This window comes from Streptomyces orinoci (assembly GCF_003121295.1).
Taxonomy (GTDB): domain Bacteria; phylum Actinomycetota; class Actinomycetes; order Streptomycetales; family Streptomycetaceae; genus Streptomyces; species Streptomyces orinoci.
Genome location: NZ_PHNC01000042.1, coordinates 181,865 through 196,843, shown reverse-complemented (window position 1 = coordinate 196,843; position 14,979 = coordinate 181,865). Strand labels below are relative to the sequence as shown.

At 69.7% G+C, this 14,979-nt stretch carries 17 protein-coding genes; 4 read left to right on the top strand and 13 right to left on the bottom strand.

The features are described from left to right. From CV755_RS33985 to CV755_RS33970, 4 genes are all read right to left on the bottom strand, one after another. The coding region (locus CV755_RS33985; RefSeq protein WP_193553535.1) for a nickel-dependent hydrogenase large subunit at window positions 1-452 on the bottom strand (452 nt) is incomplete at its 3' end. Window positions 453-463: 11 nt separating this feature from the next. Continuing rightward, window positions 464-1,621, bottom strand: coding sequence for an NADH-quinone oxidoreductase subunit B family protein (locus CV755_RS33980; RefSeq protein ID WP_109284811.1), 1,158 nt, complete (start codon window positions 1,619-1,621; stop codon window positions 464-466). Beyond that, window positions 1,618-2,163, bottom strand: a complete 546-nt coding sequence (locus tag CV755_RS33975) for a hemerythrin domain-containing protein (protein WP_109284809.1) — start codon at window positions 2,161-2,163, stop codon at window positions 1,618-1,620. The genes CV755_RS33980 and CV755_RS33975 overlap by 4 nt, the downstream gene beginning before the upstream one ends. Further along, window positions 2,135-3,592: a hypothetical protein gene (locus tag CV755_RS33970; RefSeq protein ID WP_109284807.1), complete on the bottom strand. Its 1,458-nt coding sequence runs from the start codon at window positions 3,590-3,592 to the stop codon at window positions 2,135-2,137. Before CV755_RS33970 ends, CV755_RS33975 begins: the two co-directional genes overlap by 29 nt. 141 nt (window positions 3,593-3,733) lie before the next feature. On the opposite strand from CV755_RS33970, the gene CV755_RS33965 reads away from it, so the two are divergent. Beyond that, entirely contained in the window at window positions 3,734-4,105 is a 372-nt protein-coding gene (locus CV755_RS33965; RefSeq protein ID WP_109284805.1) for a hypothetical protein, read from the top strand. A 6-nt stretch (window positions 4,106-4,111) separates the two neighbouring features. Here the strand turns inward: CV755_RS33965 and CV755_RS33960 are convergent, their stop codons facing one another. Genes CV755_RS33960 through CV755_RS33950 form a run of 3 tightly spaced genes read right to left on the bottom strand, consistent with a single transcriptional unit; the run spans window position 4,112 to window position 6,292 of the window. Continuing rightward, entirely contained in the window at window positions 4,112-4,540 is a 429-nt protein-coding gene (locus CV755_RS33960) for a DUF6188 family protein (protein WP_109284803.1), read from the bottom strand. Between the two features lie 28 nt (window positions 4,541-4,568). Continuing rightward, window positions 4,569-4,946 carry a hypothetical protein gene (locus tag CV755_RS33955; RefSeq protein ID WP_109284858.1) on the bottom strand — a complete coding sequence of 126 codons (378 nt, stop codon included), beginning with the start codon at window positions 4,944-4,946 and terminating at the stop codon, window positions 4,569-4,571. A 32-nt stretch (window positions 4,947-4,978) separates the two neighbouring features. Next, window positions 4,979-6,292, bottom strand: coding sequence for a cation:proton antiporter (locus tag CV755_RS33950; protein ID WP_109284801.1), 1,314 nt, complete (start codon window positions 6,290-6,292; stop codon window positions 4,979-4,981). A gap of 322 nt (window positions 6,293-6,614) precedes the next feature. Between CV755_RS33950 and rox the strand changes: the two genes are divergently transcribed. Beyond that, window positions 6,615-8,072 carry a rifampin monooxygenase gene (gene rox / locus CV755_RS33945; RefSeq protein WP_109284799.1) on the top strand — a complete coding sequence of 486 codons (1,458 nt, stop codon included), beginning with the start codon at window positions 6,615-6,617 and terminating at the stop codon, window positions 8,070-8,072. Between the two features lie 184 nt (window positions 8,073-8,256). Then, window positions 8,257-8,787 carry a MarR family winged helix-turn-helix transcriptional regulator gene (locus tag CV755_RS33940; protein WP_109284797.1) on the top strand — a complete coding sequence of 177 codons (531 nt, stop codon included), beginning with the start codon at window positions 8,257-8,259 and terminating at the stop codon, window positions 8,785-8,787. Here CV755_RS33940 and CV755_RS33935 read toward each other — a convergent pair. Next, the gene (locus CV755_RS33935; RefSeq protein ID WP_153068807.1) at window positions 8,742-9,443 is read right to left on the bottom strand and encodes a hypothetical protein; all 702 of its coding nucleotides are present in this window, start codon (window positions 9,441-9,443) and stop codon (window positions 8,742-8,744) included. The genes CV755_RS33940 and CV755_RS33935 overlap by 46 nt on opposite strands. Before the next feature lie 72 nt (window positions 9,444-9,515). Then, the gene (locus tag CV755_RS33930) at window positions 9,516-10,169 is read right to left on the bottom strand and encodes a DUF4360 domain-containing protein (RefSeq protein WP_109284794.1); all 654 of its coding nucleotides are present in this window, start codon (window positions 10,167-10,169) and stop codon (window positions 9,516-9,518) included. A 213-nt stretch (window positions 10,170-10,382) separates the two neighbouring features. Here CV755_RS33930 and CV755_RS33925 point away from each other — a divergent pair, with 213 nt between their 5' ends. Beyond that, window positions 10,383-11,954 (top strand): APC family permease, encoded by a 1,572-nt coding sequence (locus tag CV755_RS33925; RefSeq protein ID WP_422070635.1) that lies wholly within the window; start codon window positions 10,383-10,385, stop codon window positions 11,952-11,954. Between the two features lie 51 nt (window positions 11,955-12,005). On the opposite strand, the gene CV755_RS33920 is transcribed toward CV755_RS33925, so the two are convergent. The 4 genes from CV755_RS33920 to CV755_RS33905 all read right to left on the bottom strand — a co-directional run bounded on the left by CV755_RS33920 (window position 12,006) and on the right by CV755_RS33905 (window position 14,979). After that, the gene (locus CV755_RS33920) at window positions 12,006-12,320 is read right to left on the bottom strand and encodes a hypothetical protein (protein ID WP_241561565.1); all 315 of its coding nucleotides are present in this window, start codon (window positions 12,318-12,320) and stop codon (window positions 12,006-12,008) included. 187 nt (window positions 12,321-12,507) lie between these two features. Continuing rightward, a complete protein-coding gene (gene hypE / locus CV755_RS33915; RefSeq protein WP_109284790.1) occupies window positions 12,508-13,581 on the bottom strand; it encodes a hydrogenase expression/formation protein HypE in 1,074 nt (357 codons plus the stop codon). Beyond that, the gene (gene hypD / locus CV755_RS33910) at window positions 13,574-14,707 is read right to left on the bottom strand and encodes a hydrogenase formation protein HypD (RefSeq protein WP_109284788.1); all 1,134 of its coding nucleotides are present in this window, start codon (window positions 14,705-14,707) and stop codon (window positions 13,574-13,576) included. The genes hypE and hypD overlap by 8 nt, the downstream gene beginning before the upstream one ends. Then, window positions 14,704-14,979, bottom strand: coding sequence for a HypC/HybG/HupF family hydrogenase formation chaperone (locus CV755_RS33905; protein WP_109284786.1), 276 nt, complete (start codon window positions 14,977-14,979; stop codon window positions 14,704-14,706). Before CV755_RS33905 ends, hypD begins: the two co-directional genes overlap by 4 nt.

Genomic DNA, 14,979 nt, shown 5'->3' with positions numbered 1-14,979 from the left:
TCCGCCCTGGCCAGCACGCCGGGATTGGTGGCCTTGACCATGGCCTCGCAGAAGTCCACAAAGACCAGGTTGTCCTGGAAGATGGTGTGGTCGAACATGTACTCGGCAGCCTCGCCGAGGTTGACGATGGTCTCCGCCAGCGGTGGCGGCTTGATGCCATAGGCCATCTGCTGGGCGTAGTCGGAGCAGGTGGTGTGGTTGTCTCCGCAGATACCGCAGATACGCGAGGTGATGAAGCCGGCGTCCCGCGGGTCCTTGCCCTTGAGAAAGACCGAGTACCCGCGGAACAGCGAGGAGGTGCTGTGGCACTCGGTCACCTCCCGGTTGGCGAAGTCGATCTTCGTATAGATGCCGAGGTTGCCGATGATCCGGGTGATCGGGTCCCAGGACATCTCCACGATCTGCGGCGGCTTGCGCCCCATGGAGCGGGGTCCGGCCTCGGTTGCCGTCATGGATTCCTGCCTTACTTGGTCGCCGGGCGAGTCGCCGTGTGATGGGAATGGGGCCGGGTGCCGCCCGCGGTCCGGCGCCCCGGCCGCCACCGGGGGTCGTAACCGCTGGTCAGGGCGGGCCCGTTGTGGTGCCACTTGGGCTCATGGTTGACGGCCATATTGGTGATGCCGCGCAGCCGCCGGATGACCGCGCCATAGGGCCGGATGAGCGCCGAGGACAGGCTGGCCCCGGCGGCCTCGTCCATGAACGGCATAAAGGCGTCCGGAAAGCCCGGCATGGTGCAGCCGATGCAGATGCCGCCGACATTGGGGCAGCCGCCCACCCCGTTCATCCAGCCCCGCTTGGGCACGTCGCAGTTGACCACTGGACCCCAACAGCCCACCTTCACCTGGCACTTGGGAGAGTTGTAGTCCTTGGCGAAGTCGCCCTGCTCGTAGTACGCGGCCCGGTCGCAGCCCTCGTGCACGGTCTTCCCGAACAGCCACTGGGGGCGCAGCATATGGTCCAGCGGCGGCGGGGGCGCGCTGCCCGCGGCATGGTGGAGCACCCAGACCAGAGTCTCCATAAAGTTCTCCGGCTGGATCGGGCAGCCGGGTACGTTCACCACCGGCAGGGCGCCCTGGGACTTGAAGTCCCAGCCCAGATAGTCCGCCAGCCCCATGGAGCCGGTGGGATTGCCCGCCATGGCATGGATGCCGCCATAGGTGGCACAGGTACCGACCGCCACCACCGCCCAGGCCCTGGGCGCCAGTTGATCGATCCACCAGTTGAGGGTGAGCGGCTGGCCGGTCTCCGGGTCATTGCCGAAGGAGGTCCAGTAGCCATCACCCTCGATGATGTTCTGGTTGGGCACCGACCCCTCGATGACCAGGATGAACGGGGTGAGTTCACCCCGGGCGGCGGCCCGGAAGGGGGCGAGGAACTCCTCGCCGCCCAGAGTGGGGGAGAGCACCTTGTTGTGCAGATTGACCTTGGGCAGCCCGGGAATCAGGCCCAGCACCACATCCTCGATGGCGGGCCGGTCGGCGGCGGTCAGCGAGACGCTGTCGCCGTCACAGCTCATGCCCTCGGAGATCCATAGGATGTCGATCTCGTCGAATCCCTGCCGGTGCTCCCCCCGGCTCGGCTCTTCACCCGCCAGCGGGGCGGTCGAGGTGTCCGTGCTCATGTCCTGGGCCTCCCTTGCAGACGGTCACACAACCGGTCGTAGACGGACGCCACCGGGGCCGCCAGGGCCAGCGCCGGAGGCTCCTCCGGGGCGTGTGGATGCGGCCGGGTCGGCGCCGTCCGCTTGGCCCGGTCCAGCGCCTGCCCCAGCTCGCCCAGGGCGGTGTCGTCCATGGCGGCACGCAGCTTGGGCAGCAGCTCTTCCTCTTCCTCGCGCATATGCCGCTCGACCTCCTGGCGCAGCCGCTCCATCAGGTCGTCGGTCCGCTCGTCGCCGGTGCGGAGCCGGTCCAGTTCCAGCAGCAGTTCCTTGACCGCCATATGCTCGTCGAGGTGCTGTCCGATCTCCTCCGAGCCGTCGTGGAAGACCTGTCTGGCCAGCGGATAGACCATCAGCTCCGCCAGCGCCGCATGCTTGGACAGCTCCCGGACGAGCACCTCCACCACGCCACGGCGCTGGACGTCCGAAGCGGCCGCCCGATAGTCACGGAACAACTGCTCCACCATCCGGTGGTCATGCTTCAGCAACTCGATGGCGTCCAACGCACCCCTCCTCGGCGGGGACGGCCGGCAGAGATTCGATCTCCTCCGGCCGGAAATAGCGGAACCGGCCGTACCAGCCGTGCAGTTCGGCCCCCGGGTCCTCCTCCAGGGTCACCGCGATGTGATGGCTGCCGTCCACATCATGGAAGACGGCGGCCACTTGGGCGGTCCGCCCGGCGAGGAACATGTCCTGGGCGTCCACACCGCGCCCGCGCGGGCACAGCCGCACCCGGCTGCCCCTGGCCACCGGCACCCCGCCGACCAGCACACTGTCGGTGGCCGGACACAGCCCGCCCTCGGCGTCCTCCGTCCACCACGGCCCGTCAACTCCCTTTCCAGCGGGCGGAGTCAGCGAACGAATCGCCCCATGCAGCCGGGACAGCACCTCCGGCGGCATGCTCTCCACCCGGTCCAGGATCTCCGCCGCCCGCCGGTCGGTGCCCCTGGCCTCACGCTTCTCCGCATCCGTCAGCAACAGGGTGCGCAGCGTGAGGATTTCGTCGATCTCGGCGGCATCATGCAGATCCCCGGGGCTCTCCGGGGCCACCTGTGGGTGGTCGGGCAGGATGACCGGGGCCGACAACACCAGGTCGCAGGAGCCCGGTTCGCCCGCCAGCACCGGAAAGGTGTGGAGATTACGGCACTTCGCCGGGTGCGCCCCGGCCCAGGCGGGCGGATCCGTCGGCGAGGCGAAGCACAGCCCGCCGCCCCCGATCAGGGTGTGGGTGGCCAGCAGCGCATGCCGCAGTGCCCGCTCCCGGGAATCCTGCGGACCGGCCCCGTCCCCGGTGTTCTCCGTCCGCACCGTCAGCCGGTACAGGCAACGCTCCATGTCCAGCGGCGCCGCGGACAGCACCACCTCGGCCTCCACCGGCCACCGCCGCCGCACCAGCCGCCCCGCGGCACCGTACAGCTCCTCCGCCTCCTCGCCACCGGCCAGCCGGACCGGCAGACGATGCTCACCCCGCAGCAGACCGGCCAGCCGGACGGCGGCGTCGGCCTGCCGGGGCACCGCCTCGTCAAAGGTGAGATACACCGCCCCGGGAGTCTCCAGCGCCGCCACCGGCACCAGCCGCCCGTTCTCCGCCTGCCGCTCCACCTGCCGGTGCTGCAACTGCAGAAAGCGCACCCGGACGTGCACCATGGCGTCCGGCGAATCCGCCCGGACCACCACCTCGGTGCGCTGCCGCCAGGACTCCGCCGCCCCCGCCACCCCGGCGGACCCCGGAGCGCACGCCTCGGCCCAGGCCCGCGGGGCCAGTACGCCGAACTGCCAGCGCACCCGGTTCTTGCCGGATGAGCCCCGGTACGGATAGAGCAGGTATCCCTCGTACAGCACCGCGTCCGCCACCGCCCGGGCCCGCTCGAAGTCCGGGGCGGGGGGTGCGGTGGGTGCGGCCTCGCGGCCGGTCATCGGGTGGTGCACCATGCCGGCCTTCCTCGCTGTCGGGGCGGATGCGCCTCGGCCCACGCTCACACGGCGCGCGGGCCACCGCCCGCTGGACGCGGCGAACGTGTGACGGACCGGACGCCGCTCATGTCCCGCCCGCCGCCGGGTACCAGGACGGGCGTGACAGTCCGGCACCCCTCCCACCGCGGCGGTGAGCGACGGGGCATCTTCGAGCGGCTGGCGGAGGCCGCGTCGCACTTCACCAGTTCCCGGGCGTTCTTCACGCTCTGCTTTCTGCTGGTGGCCAACTTTGTGACCATGCACATCGTCCAGCCCTCCGTGGAACTGGAGCTGCTGGCCGCCGGCGCCATGACCTCGGTGACCCTGCTGCTGCTCGCCCTGCTCAAGAACTCCGAGCTACGGGCCGAACATGCCATCCAGCGCAAACTGGACGCCATCGCCGGCGCCCTGCTGGAGATGAGCGAGGGCACGGCCGAACGCAAGGCCAGGGAGGAACTGCGGGCCGCGATCCGGATGGAGGAGGAGACATGACCCGGGCTACCGATGGCCCGCCCGCGCGCCGACCCACACGGCGAGACCTCCACCGGGCAGTGCTGCGAACCGCCATCCGCCCGGCCCGGTGATGCCCCACGCCTCGAAGGACGTATCAGCCGGGCACGTCAGATGCCTGCCGTTGCCGAACGCTATGCGCAGCGTCCCGGCTTTGAACGCGACGGCGGACAACACCTCCGCACCGAACAGCGGCAGGGCCGGCGCCACATCCTGTGTCTCAGGACTCAGCAGCACGCCCGGATCGGTGCGCACCGATCCGGAAGAGAGCCGGGCCGGCCCTCCCAGCACAACTTCCCAGTCCGCGTCGAGGGCCAGCGTCAGCTGGAAGTCAACGCTGATACGGCGGACGTACGCGGCACGGAGATTGAGGACCCATCGGTCTTCGTGTTCGATCGGTTGGGTTGCGGTATTCATCACTGGCCCATGATGCTCTGCAAGGCGTTCACTCGGTGCCGAGGCGCTGAAGGGCCTGGTCGAACTCGCCGGAATCCAGCAGGGCGTCGATCGCCTGGGTCATGCTGGTGATGCCGGGACGCCGCACAATGAGGCCGTCGGAGCACCGGAAGTAGTGGCCGTTCGCGTTCTCGCCAGTGCGCGCCCAATGGTCCATCAGGCGCTCGACCTCCGCGATGGTGAACACTGTCCCGCTCCAGCGGGAGCCGTCGCCGAGCAGCCGGACCTCGACATCAACGTTGCAGACGGCATCGAGGTTTTCGTCCGCACCGGGCAGGAAGGATGCCTCGAAGCGATCGGTGCGAATGCGGTACCAGGGTCCGTCCCAGCCCTGTTGGACGGTTGTGCACTGTATGTCGCAGGTCATCCAAACAACTATCGCGAGCCGGCCGGGCGCGGTCAATGGAGTTCCCGCGCCGACCGCGAAGAAGCCGAACCCTCCTGCTGGGCGGGAATGGGCGTCTCCGTCCCGGCGCCGGAAGGCAACTTCGTCAGATGGCGGACCAGGGGATTGACGAGAACCGTTGCCGTCAGGGCGGTGAGCAGGAGGGCGGTGAAAAGCCGGTTGTCGATGAGGCCGGCATCGCGGCCAAGGGTGAGCATGATGATTTCGCTCAGTCCTTCGGTATTGACCAGGACACCCAGGGTCGCCGCTTCCCGCCAGGGGAGGTCAAGGAGGCGGGCGATGAGCGCGGCTCCGGCGAATTTGCCGCCCCAGGCCACCGAGAGGAAGGCGGCAAAGGCGAGCAGGTCGTGCCGGCCGAGTTGCCTCAGGTCAATCGTCAGGCCGGTGAGCGCGAAGAAGACGGGGATGAGCAGAACCCCCGTGTTCCGCAGTGGGTTTTCAAGGGTGCGTCGCAACTCCGGGGCGAGATCACGCGGCATGGCCAGCCCGAAGGCGAAAGCCCCGATCACCGCGTGGATGCCCAGCCGGGCGGTGCACCAGGAGGAGAGGAGGACACCGCTGCTGACCACCAGGACCGGCAATACGGGCCGCCGGCCGGGCGGTTGGCGGCGGGAGAGGAGCATGCGCAGAGCAGGGCGCACGACGAGCGCCATCAGCAGGGTGTAGGCGGCGAGACGGGCCAGGTCCAGGAGGAGATGGTCCGCGCTCAGTCCCTGGGCGGCGGTGATCAGGGCGATGACGACGCACCAGGCCACGACTTCGGTCAGCGCGCCGCAGGCGGTGGCCATGGTCCCGACCAGGGTGGTGGTGAGGCGGTTCTCGCCGAGAATCCGCAGCAGCACGGACAGTGCGCCCATGGACAGAACGACGCCCAGAAACAGTGCGAAGAGCAGCGGTGAGGCCAGGGATCCGGTGAGTTGCGGCCGTAGCGCCAGTAGTACGGCCGCCAGTGCCACCGCCAGGGCGAAGGGCACGGCGAGGGAGCCGGCGGTGACGGCGAGTACGGAACGGGCTCGTCCGCGCAGCGCCTGGAAGTTGAGTTCCCAGCCGGCGGTGAACATAAAGAGAACAATTCCCACTTGCGCGATGACCGAAAGCTGCGACCGGACCTCCGGCGGAAACAGCAACTCCGGGACGGCGCCGGGCAGAAGCCCCAGGACGCTCGGTCCCAGCAGAATTCCGGCGGCGATTTCGGCGACAACGGCCGGCTGGCGCAGCCGGGCCCGCAGGGGGTCGAGGGCGACTCCGGCCAGCAGAACAAGGGCGATGGCGGCCAGCACAGCCGCGTCCGGCGAGGAACCTTTCAATGCCTTGAGTCTTTCCTGGGAAGGGAGTTACGAGCTCTGCTCGCAGGGCCGCATGGGCACCCAGCAGTCAGGAAAACTGTAAGTTGCAGTTACTTGGCTCCGGGCGGCAATTGGCGCCATTCACCCGATCGGGGAGCCATGGTGAAAGCGGCTGCCCGCCCAGCCGGCGAGCGCCAAAAAGCAAAGGCAAGGAGATCGCCCACTCCTTGCCACTCTCAACTTATAGCGCATAGGGGGCCTTGCGGCAAGACCCGGGTCGTATCGCAGAATCTCCGCTCGCAGGCCGGAACCGGCCGAGGTGTCTTCTTGAGTGGGGGATTTGATGATCGACGTGATCGTGGTGGGCGGAGGCCCGACCGGCCTGATGCTGGCCTGTGAGTTGCGGCTGCACGATGTGCGCGTAGTGGTACTGGAGAAGTTGACCGAGCCGACCGGGCAGCCCCGCGGGCGCGGCCTGCACACCCGCAGCGTCGAACTGATGGACCAGCGCGGGCTGTTGGACCAGTTTCTCGCGGCCGGTGAGAAGTTCCGGGTCGGCGGCTTCTTCGGTGGCATTCACAAGCCATGGCCGGACCGGATGGACACGGCACACCCCTACGGACTCACCGTTCCCCAGCCGGTCACCGAGCGGCTGCTCAATGAGCGTGCCCTGGAACTCGGTGCCGAGATCCGGCGCGGCTGCGAACTGGTCGGGCTGAGCCGGGACGACGAGGGTGTGACCGTCGAACTGGCCAAGGGCGGCGCCCCCGGCGGGGCGGGCACCCGGCTGCGCTCGCGCTACCTCGTCGGGTGCGACGGCGGCCGCAGTACGGTGCGCAAACTGCTCGGCATCGGCTTCCCCGGGGAGCCCGCCAAGGTGGAGACGCTGCTGGGGGACATGGAGGTGACCGAGGACCCGGCCACCATCGCCGCCGTCGTCGCCGAAGTCCGCAGGACCCAGCTGCGGTTCGGCGCCATTCCCGATGTGGACGGCAACCAGGGCCTGTACCGCATCGTGGTGCCCGCCGAGGGCGTCGCCGAGGACCGTACGGCCGCGCCGACCCTGGAGGAGTTCAAGCAGCAGCTCAGGGCCCACGCCGGCACCGACTTCGGCGCGCACTCGCCGCGCTGGCTCTCCCGGTTCGGTGACGCCACCCGGCAGGCCGAGCGCTACCGGGCCGGCCGGGCGCTGCTGGCCGGTGACGCGGCGCATATCCACCCGCCGACCGGTGGGCAGGGGCTCAACCTCGGTATCCAGGACGCGTTCAACCTTGGCTGGAAGCTGGCCGCGGCGGTCAGTGGCTGGGCACCCGAGGGGCTGCTGGACAGCTACCACGACGAACGGCACCCGGTGGGCGCCCGCGTACTGGACAACACCCGCGCCCAGATGATGCTGATGGGAACCGAGCCGGGCGCGGCCGCGCTGCACGGACTGCTGTCGAAGCTGATGGACTTCGAGGAGGCGAACCGGTATGTGACCGAGATGATCACCGGGGTAGGGGTCCGCTATGACTTCGGTGACGGGCACCAACTGCTCGGCCGGCGGCTGCGGGACGTCAAGCTGAAGCGGGGACGCCTCTATGAGCTGATGCACCGCGGCCGCGGACTGCTGCTCGACCAGACCGGCCGGCTCTCGGCGGCGGGCTGGGCGGACCGGGTGGACCAGGTGGTGGACGTCAGTGAGGAACTGGACGTACCCGCGGTGCTGTTGCGTCCCGACGGCCATGTGGCGTGGGTGGGTGAAGACCAGCGGGATCTGCTCGGCCCGCTGCGTAAGTGGTTCGGCGTGGCCACCGGCTGAGTGAGCGCTTGCCGCTCAAACCCGGCCCGGTGGGCGGATGTTGGCGACACCGTTCGGCGTCCAGGCGGGTCGGGTGAGCGGCCCCGGGGTAGCGATAGCCGGGCGGCCCCTTTCCGCTTCCACCGCCTGGTTCCGGTTCGGGCAAGGGACGGGGCAGGGGCGGTGAAGAGGGAGAAAGGGAGCCATGGCCAAGCGTGCGCGCCCCGCCGGGGCAAAAGACAATGTCGATGCGGTGACTCGCGCGGTGCTCACCGCATCCCGGCTGCTGGTCGCGGTCTCCGCGCGATCGCTGGCCGCGGCCGAGGACAGGGTGACCCTGGCGCAGTTCCGGATGCTGGTCGTCCTGTCCATGCACGGCGCCGTCAATCTGGTGACCGCCGCCGGTCTGCTGGGTGTCAATCCGTCCACCACCATGCGGATGACCGATCGGCTGATCGCCGCCGGGCTGGTCTCCCGTGGTGTCAATCCGGGCAACCGGCGGGAGACCGTCCTGCGGGTCACGCCCGATGGGCAGCGCATCGTCGAAGAGGTCACCGCCCGGCGCCGGGACGAGATCGCCGCGATTGTGGCGCGGATGCTCCCCGGCCAGCGCGAGGCGCTGATTGACGCGCTGACCGCCTTCGCGGAGGCCGGCGGTGAGCCCGCGGCCCCCGGCCGGGGGCCGGACCTCTATCCGCTGGGCTGGGTGGATCCCCCCGCCTCCAACGCCTCCTGAGCGCCCCTCCGCCGCCACTCGGCGGGGCGAGGATCCGGATCCGCGGCCCGGAGGGGCCGCCGCAGCACATACCGCCTGGCCGGGCCGCACCCCTCCGGCTCCACCAGGGAGAGCAGAAAGGCCAGATCGGCCGGAGCATGCGCCAGCAGCTCGGCCCGGGCCTCGGCCCGCGTTTCCCGGCCCGAGCGAGGGCCGGTCCCGGCGGGCAGGTCCCAGCCGGGCCGGCATCCCTCCGCCGGCTCCTCGGTGACGCACGGCTGCGGCAGCGGTCCGGCGGCCGTCAGCCGGGCGGCGATCGCGGCGATCCGCGCCTGCCGCCCGGCGGCGGCCCGCCGCCAGCGGGTGTGCTGGGCGGCCGTGGCGTACCAGTAACCACCACGGTGGCCATGGGCGATGCGCTGAGGCTGGAAGCCATTGCCCAGCAGCTGTTTCCATCTGGTGCCGGGCAGCAGGACGAGTGCGCCGTCCTTGCGCATCCGGTCGATCAGCCGGGCCAGGACGATATGGGTTTCGGGCAGGTCGTACGCGCTGCGATAGGTGTTCCGGTTGTACCCGGCGTCCCAGAACGCCTCCAGCACCAGGTCGAGACGCCGCAGCGGGTGCTCCCTGGTTTCGAGGACCCGGCAGATGGTGTCACGGTCGGGTATCGGAGCCATGATGCACCTTCCCTTGCCGATCGGCGCGGCCATGAAGTGCCGCGGCTCCCCGGCCGAGGCGGGGGCACCCGGTCAAGAGCCGGGACACTGCTTCCAGGCAAAGTGATAAAGCGTGCTGACGCTGCCGTCCGTGGAGTCCATCGCCATAAAGCTGTTGGTGGTCAGAGGATCCGAGGAGCCCGCGTACACCCGCAGTTCGGTGTTGACGTTGAGGATCCGCTCCGCCCCGCAGGGGGCGTAGACGAGGGAGGCGGAGTCGGTGACGTCGGTGGTCTGCCAGTCCTCGGAGAGCGGACCGGCGAAGGTGTGGGTCACGGAGGTCGTCCGCGACATGCCCTGGAAGTAGTAGCTCGCCTTCTCCAGACCGGTCGCCCCGCTCGCCAGGGAGCCGAAACCCCGGTAGTCCGCTTCGGAGATGGCATAGGTGAAGCCTTGCGGGACATGGATGTCCAGCCCCAGCTGGCAGTTCTTGCGGAAGTCCGTCGGCTTGGCGCCGGGCCCCACCTGAGCCAGGTAGTCGCTGTACGAGATGGTGAACGCGGTGTTGTCCGGCGCGACCGCCACCGCGGCCGTTCCGGCGGGGCAGCCCGAGCCATTGACCGTCATCACATCGATCACCACCCGGTCCGGCGGCGGGGGCCCGACCCTGGCGGCGGCCGATGAGGGCGCGGCCAGGGCGGTCACCAGTGCCGCGGTCGCTCCGGCGATCACCACTGCTCTCAACATGGCGACTCCTCCCATGACTTCGCGGTCGATTCCGCGCCGTCCATGCCACCGCCAACCCTGAGACATGCACAGGGCAAAAATGAGCCGACTCCGGGTACGGCGGCGACACCCCCGCCGCGCTTAGGGTGGCGCTCAGCCCGGGGCGGCCCCGGGTGACCGATGAGCCAGGAGGACGGTGACATGCCGGATCATCCGAGGCAGCCCCCGGACGGCATGCCCGAGGTGGCCGTACAGGAGCGGCGGTTGCGCCGGGACCTCGGCTTCTGGGCGCTGACCGCGATCGGCTTCTCCAATATCGTCGGCTCCGGCTGGCTGTTCGCCGCCATGTACGCGGCCCGGACGGCCGGGCCCGCCTCGCTGCTGACCTGGGTCGGCGCGGGGCTGCTGTGCGGCCTGGTGGCACTGGTGATGATCGAGCTGGGCGCGTCCCGGCCGGAGGGCGGCGGCACGGTCCGCTGGCCGCTGTACGCCTCCGGCCGGCTGGTCGGCACCCTGGTCGGCTGGTCGGTCCTGCTGTCGGTGGGCGGTACCGCGGCCGAGATCAGCGCGATCATGCAGTACGCCAACCACTATCTGCCCGGCCTCTACAACGGCCATACGCTCAGCACCAAGGGCCTGGCCGTGGCGATCGCCCTGAGCACGGCACTGACGGCGCTGAACTGGTTCGCGGTACGGACCTTCGCGCGGCTGAACAACCTGCTGTCCGCCTTCAAAATCATCATGCCGATCGTCACGGTGGCCGCGCTGCTCGCCTCCGGATGGCACTCCGGCCGCCTGACCGACCACGGCGGATTTGCGCCTTACGGTTACGCCGCCTGTCTGTCCGCACTCGCCGGCGGTGGCGTCGTCTACTCGGTCAACGGCTTCCAGGCCCCGCTGGACTTCTCCGGCGAGGCCCGCCACCCGCGCCGGACCATCCCCGCCTCGGTACTCACCGGCATCGGGCTGGCCCTGCTGATGTATCTGGCCCTGCAACTGGCCTTCCTGTTCACCGTCCCGGAGAGCCTGCTCGGCCATGGCTGGCAGGGTGTCAACTTCGAGTCGCCCTTCGGCCAGCTGGCGCTGATCTTCAATCTGCACTGGCTGTCCACCCTGCTCTACGCGGACGCCGTGGTCTCACCGGGCGGATCGGCGTATGTCGGAGTGGCGATCGACGCCCGGCACACCTACGCCCTCGCCAAGAACGGCACCATTCCCCGCTTCTTTATGCAGGTCAGCCGGCGCAATGGCATCCCGCACCCGGCCCTTGCGCTGAACCTCGCCGTGATCATCGTCTTTCTGCTCCCGATCGGCGGCTGGCAGCGCATCGTCAGCATCATGGGGGACATGTACCTGCTGATCTATGCCGCCTCGGCGGTGGCCGTGGCCGTCTTCCGGGCGGAACCCGGCTCGCGGATGGCCGGCTGGGTACCCGGCCTGCGCTGGATCGCGCCGGTGAGCTTTGTGGTGGCGAGCGAGTTCATCTACTGGTCGGGCTGGCACGATCTGCGGCTGGCCCTGCCACTGGTGCTGGGCGGCCTGCTGATCTTCCTGGTGATGCGGCGCTCGTCCCCGGAGGAGCGCCCGCTGTCCGCCGAACTCCGCACCGGAGCCTGGCTGATCGTCTATCTGCTGGCCCTGACGGTCCTCTCCTGGCTCGGCTCCTTCAAGGGCTCGGGCCGGCTGCCCGCCCCCTATGACTCCCTGGCGGTCGCGGGTGCGGCGCTGGGGATCTTCTACTGGGCGGTGCGGGCGGGGGTGGGGCAGCGGCGCCCCGATGGGGCGCGCTCAGCGGAAGGGCGGTGACCGGGGAGCCGGTCACCGCCCTTGAGCCACCCCGGTCAACCCGGGAAGGTGCTAGCGCTGGTTGAAGATGACGCTGGCGAAGTGGGAGCCGCTGGGGGCCGACTGCCCGGGGGCCAGCCGAGTCGCGGAGCCCTTGCACTTCTTCTGGGTGTAGACGATCAGCGGCTGCCTGGTCGCGTTCTGGGCCCCGCGGGCTTCCTGGCCCATGTCGTAGCACTTGTGGTCCGGCGGGTTCTGGATGGCGTACGCCTTGCCCTTGGGGCCTACCCAAGCGAACGTTCCGTTTGCGGCGGTGGCCGCGGTCGTGGTGGCGGCAACGAGGGCGAGCCCGCCGAGAGCGACGACGAGCGGACGGAGAAGGCGCATCAGTCTGTCCTTCGTGAGCGGTAACGATTTCCCGTGCCCAAACCAACGGTTCAGCGATCCGAAAGAAACGGCTTGATGCGTTGAAGCGTGATTTGTCCCGGACCGTGCGACTGCTCGCTTCTGTGTTCGCCATATGCCGAGGTTCGCCATGTGCCGACGGCCCGGGGTACGGGCCGTCCGCCACCGGTCAGCAGATGCGCGGCAGTTGCTCGCCGACCGGCGGGTCCACCACCCGGGTCCCGCCGAGCCCGGTGCGGGCCACCACCATGCCGGGGTGTTCGGCCACGCACTCGCCGATGACCACGGCCCCGGTGCCCTGCGGGTGGGCGCGCATGGCGTCCAGCAGGGCGTCGGTGTGCTCCGGTGGCGCAAAGGCCAGCAGCCGACCCTCATTGGCCACATACAGCGGATCCAGCCCCAGGAAGCCACAGGCGTTGGCCACCGGTTCCGGGACGGGTACGGCGTCCTCCCGGATGACCACCCCGGTGCCGGAGGCGGTGGCGATCTCATGGAGAGCGGTGGCCACTCCACCCCGGGTGGGATCACGCAGCACATGCAGCTCGGGAGTGACGGCCAGCATCGCGGCCACCAGGCCGCCCAGCGGCGCGGTGTCACTGGCGATCTCCACCCCGAACTCCAGCCCCTCACGGACGCTGAGCACCGCCACCCCGTGCAGACCGACGGGCCCGCTGACGATCACCACATCACCGGGCCGGGCCCGCTGCGGCCGGATGTCCACTCCGCGCGGCACCAGGCCGATGCCCGAGCTGGTGATGAACACCCCGTCACCATGCCCGGCATCGACCACCTTGGTGTCACCGGTGACCACACTGACCCCGGCCGCCCTGGCGGCCGCCCCCACCGCCCCGGCGATCCGTTCCACCACGGCCAGCTCGGTGCCCTCCTCCAGGATGAACGCACAGGACAGAAAGGCCGGTTGGGCGCCGCTCATGGCCAGATCGTTGACGGTGCCGTTGACCGCCAGGTCGCCGATGCAGCCGCCGGGAAAGAACAGCGGGCGCACCACATGGGAGTCGGTGGAGAAGGCCAGCCGTGCCCCGCCGAGATCAACGGTGGCGGAGTCGGTGAGCCGGTCCAGGATCTCATTGCCATAGGCGGGCGCGAAGATGTCCGCCATCAGCTCCGCCGAGAGCGCGCCCCCGCCGCCATGGCCGAGCAGGACCACCGACCGGTCGCGCACCGGCGCCGGGCAGCTCCATTCCGCGGGGTCGGGCAGCAGGGGAGCGGGGAAGTCAGCCAACTGAGGTCGCCTCCTTGTCGGTTGCGGCCGCCGCGCCGGGGCCCAGGCGGCGGTAGAGGTAGTAGGCGGCACAGGCGCCCTCGCTGGAGACCATCGTCGCCCCCAGCGGGGTACGCGGAGTGCACACGGTGCCGAAGGCGGCGCACTCATGGGGCTTGAGCAGTCCCTGGAGCACTTCGCCGCTGCGGCAGGCCGCCGGCTCCAGGGTGCGCAGCCCGGTGACCGCGAAGCGGTGCTCGGCGTCGTACTCCCGGTAGGCGTCCGCCAGCCGCCAGCCGCTGCCGGGGATGGTGCCGATGCCCCGCCAGGCGCGGTCGGTGACCTCGAAGACCTCGGCCAGCATCCGCAGCGCGGCGGGATTGCCCTCCGCGCGCACCGCCCTCGGATAGGCGTTCTCCACCCGGTGCTCGCCGCGCTCCAGTTGGCGCACCGCGCGCCGTACGCCCTCCAGGATGTCCAGCGGCTCGAAGCCGGTGACCACGATGGGCACGCCGAACCGCCCGGCCAGCTCCGGGTACTCCTCCACACCCATCACACTGCAGACATGTCCGGCCGCCAGGAACGCCTGCACCCGGCAGCGCGGTGAGCGCATGATCGCCTCGATGGCGGGCGGCACCCGCACATGGGAGACCAGCAGGCTGAAGTTGCCGATGCCCAGCCTCCGGGCCTGATGGACGGTCATGGCGTTGGCCGGAGCGGTGGTCTCGAAGCCGATCCCGAAGAACACCACCTGCCGGTCCGGACTGCGGCGGGCGATCTCCAGCGCGTCCAACGGCGAGTACACCACCCGGACATCACCGCCGGCGCCCTTGACCCGGAACAGATCGCCCTCGGTGCCGGGCACCCGCAGCATGTCCCCGAAGGAGCAGAAGGTCACCTCGGGGCGGGCGGCGATGGCCAGCGCCTTGTCGATCATCTCCAGCGGGGTGACACAGACCGGGCAGCCGGGACCATGGATCAACTCCACCTGTTCCGGCAGCAGTTGGTCAATGCCATGACGGATGATGGAGTGGGTCTGCCCGCCGCAGACCTCCATCAGTGCCCAGGGCCGGGTGACGGTCGCATGGATCTCGTCCAGCAGCCGCCGGGCCAGACCGGGATCCCGGAACTCCTCCAGATACCTCATCGGGCCTCCTCAGCCGCGCGGCTCCAGGCGTCGCCGAACTCCTCCTCCAGAGCGCCGATGCTCCGGAAGAGCTCCAGGGTCGCCAATGCCGCCTCCTCGTCCAGGCGTTGCAGGGCGAACCCCACATGCACAATGGTGTAGTCACCGACCTGGAGATCCGGCAGATAGGCCAGGCATACATCCTTGACCACTCCGCCGAAATCCACCTTGGCCATCGGGGTGCCGTCGCGTTCCTCGACGTCCACCACCCTGCCGGGTACTGCCAGGCACAT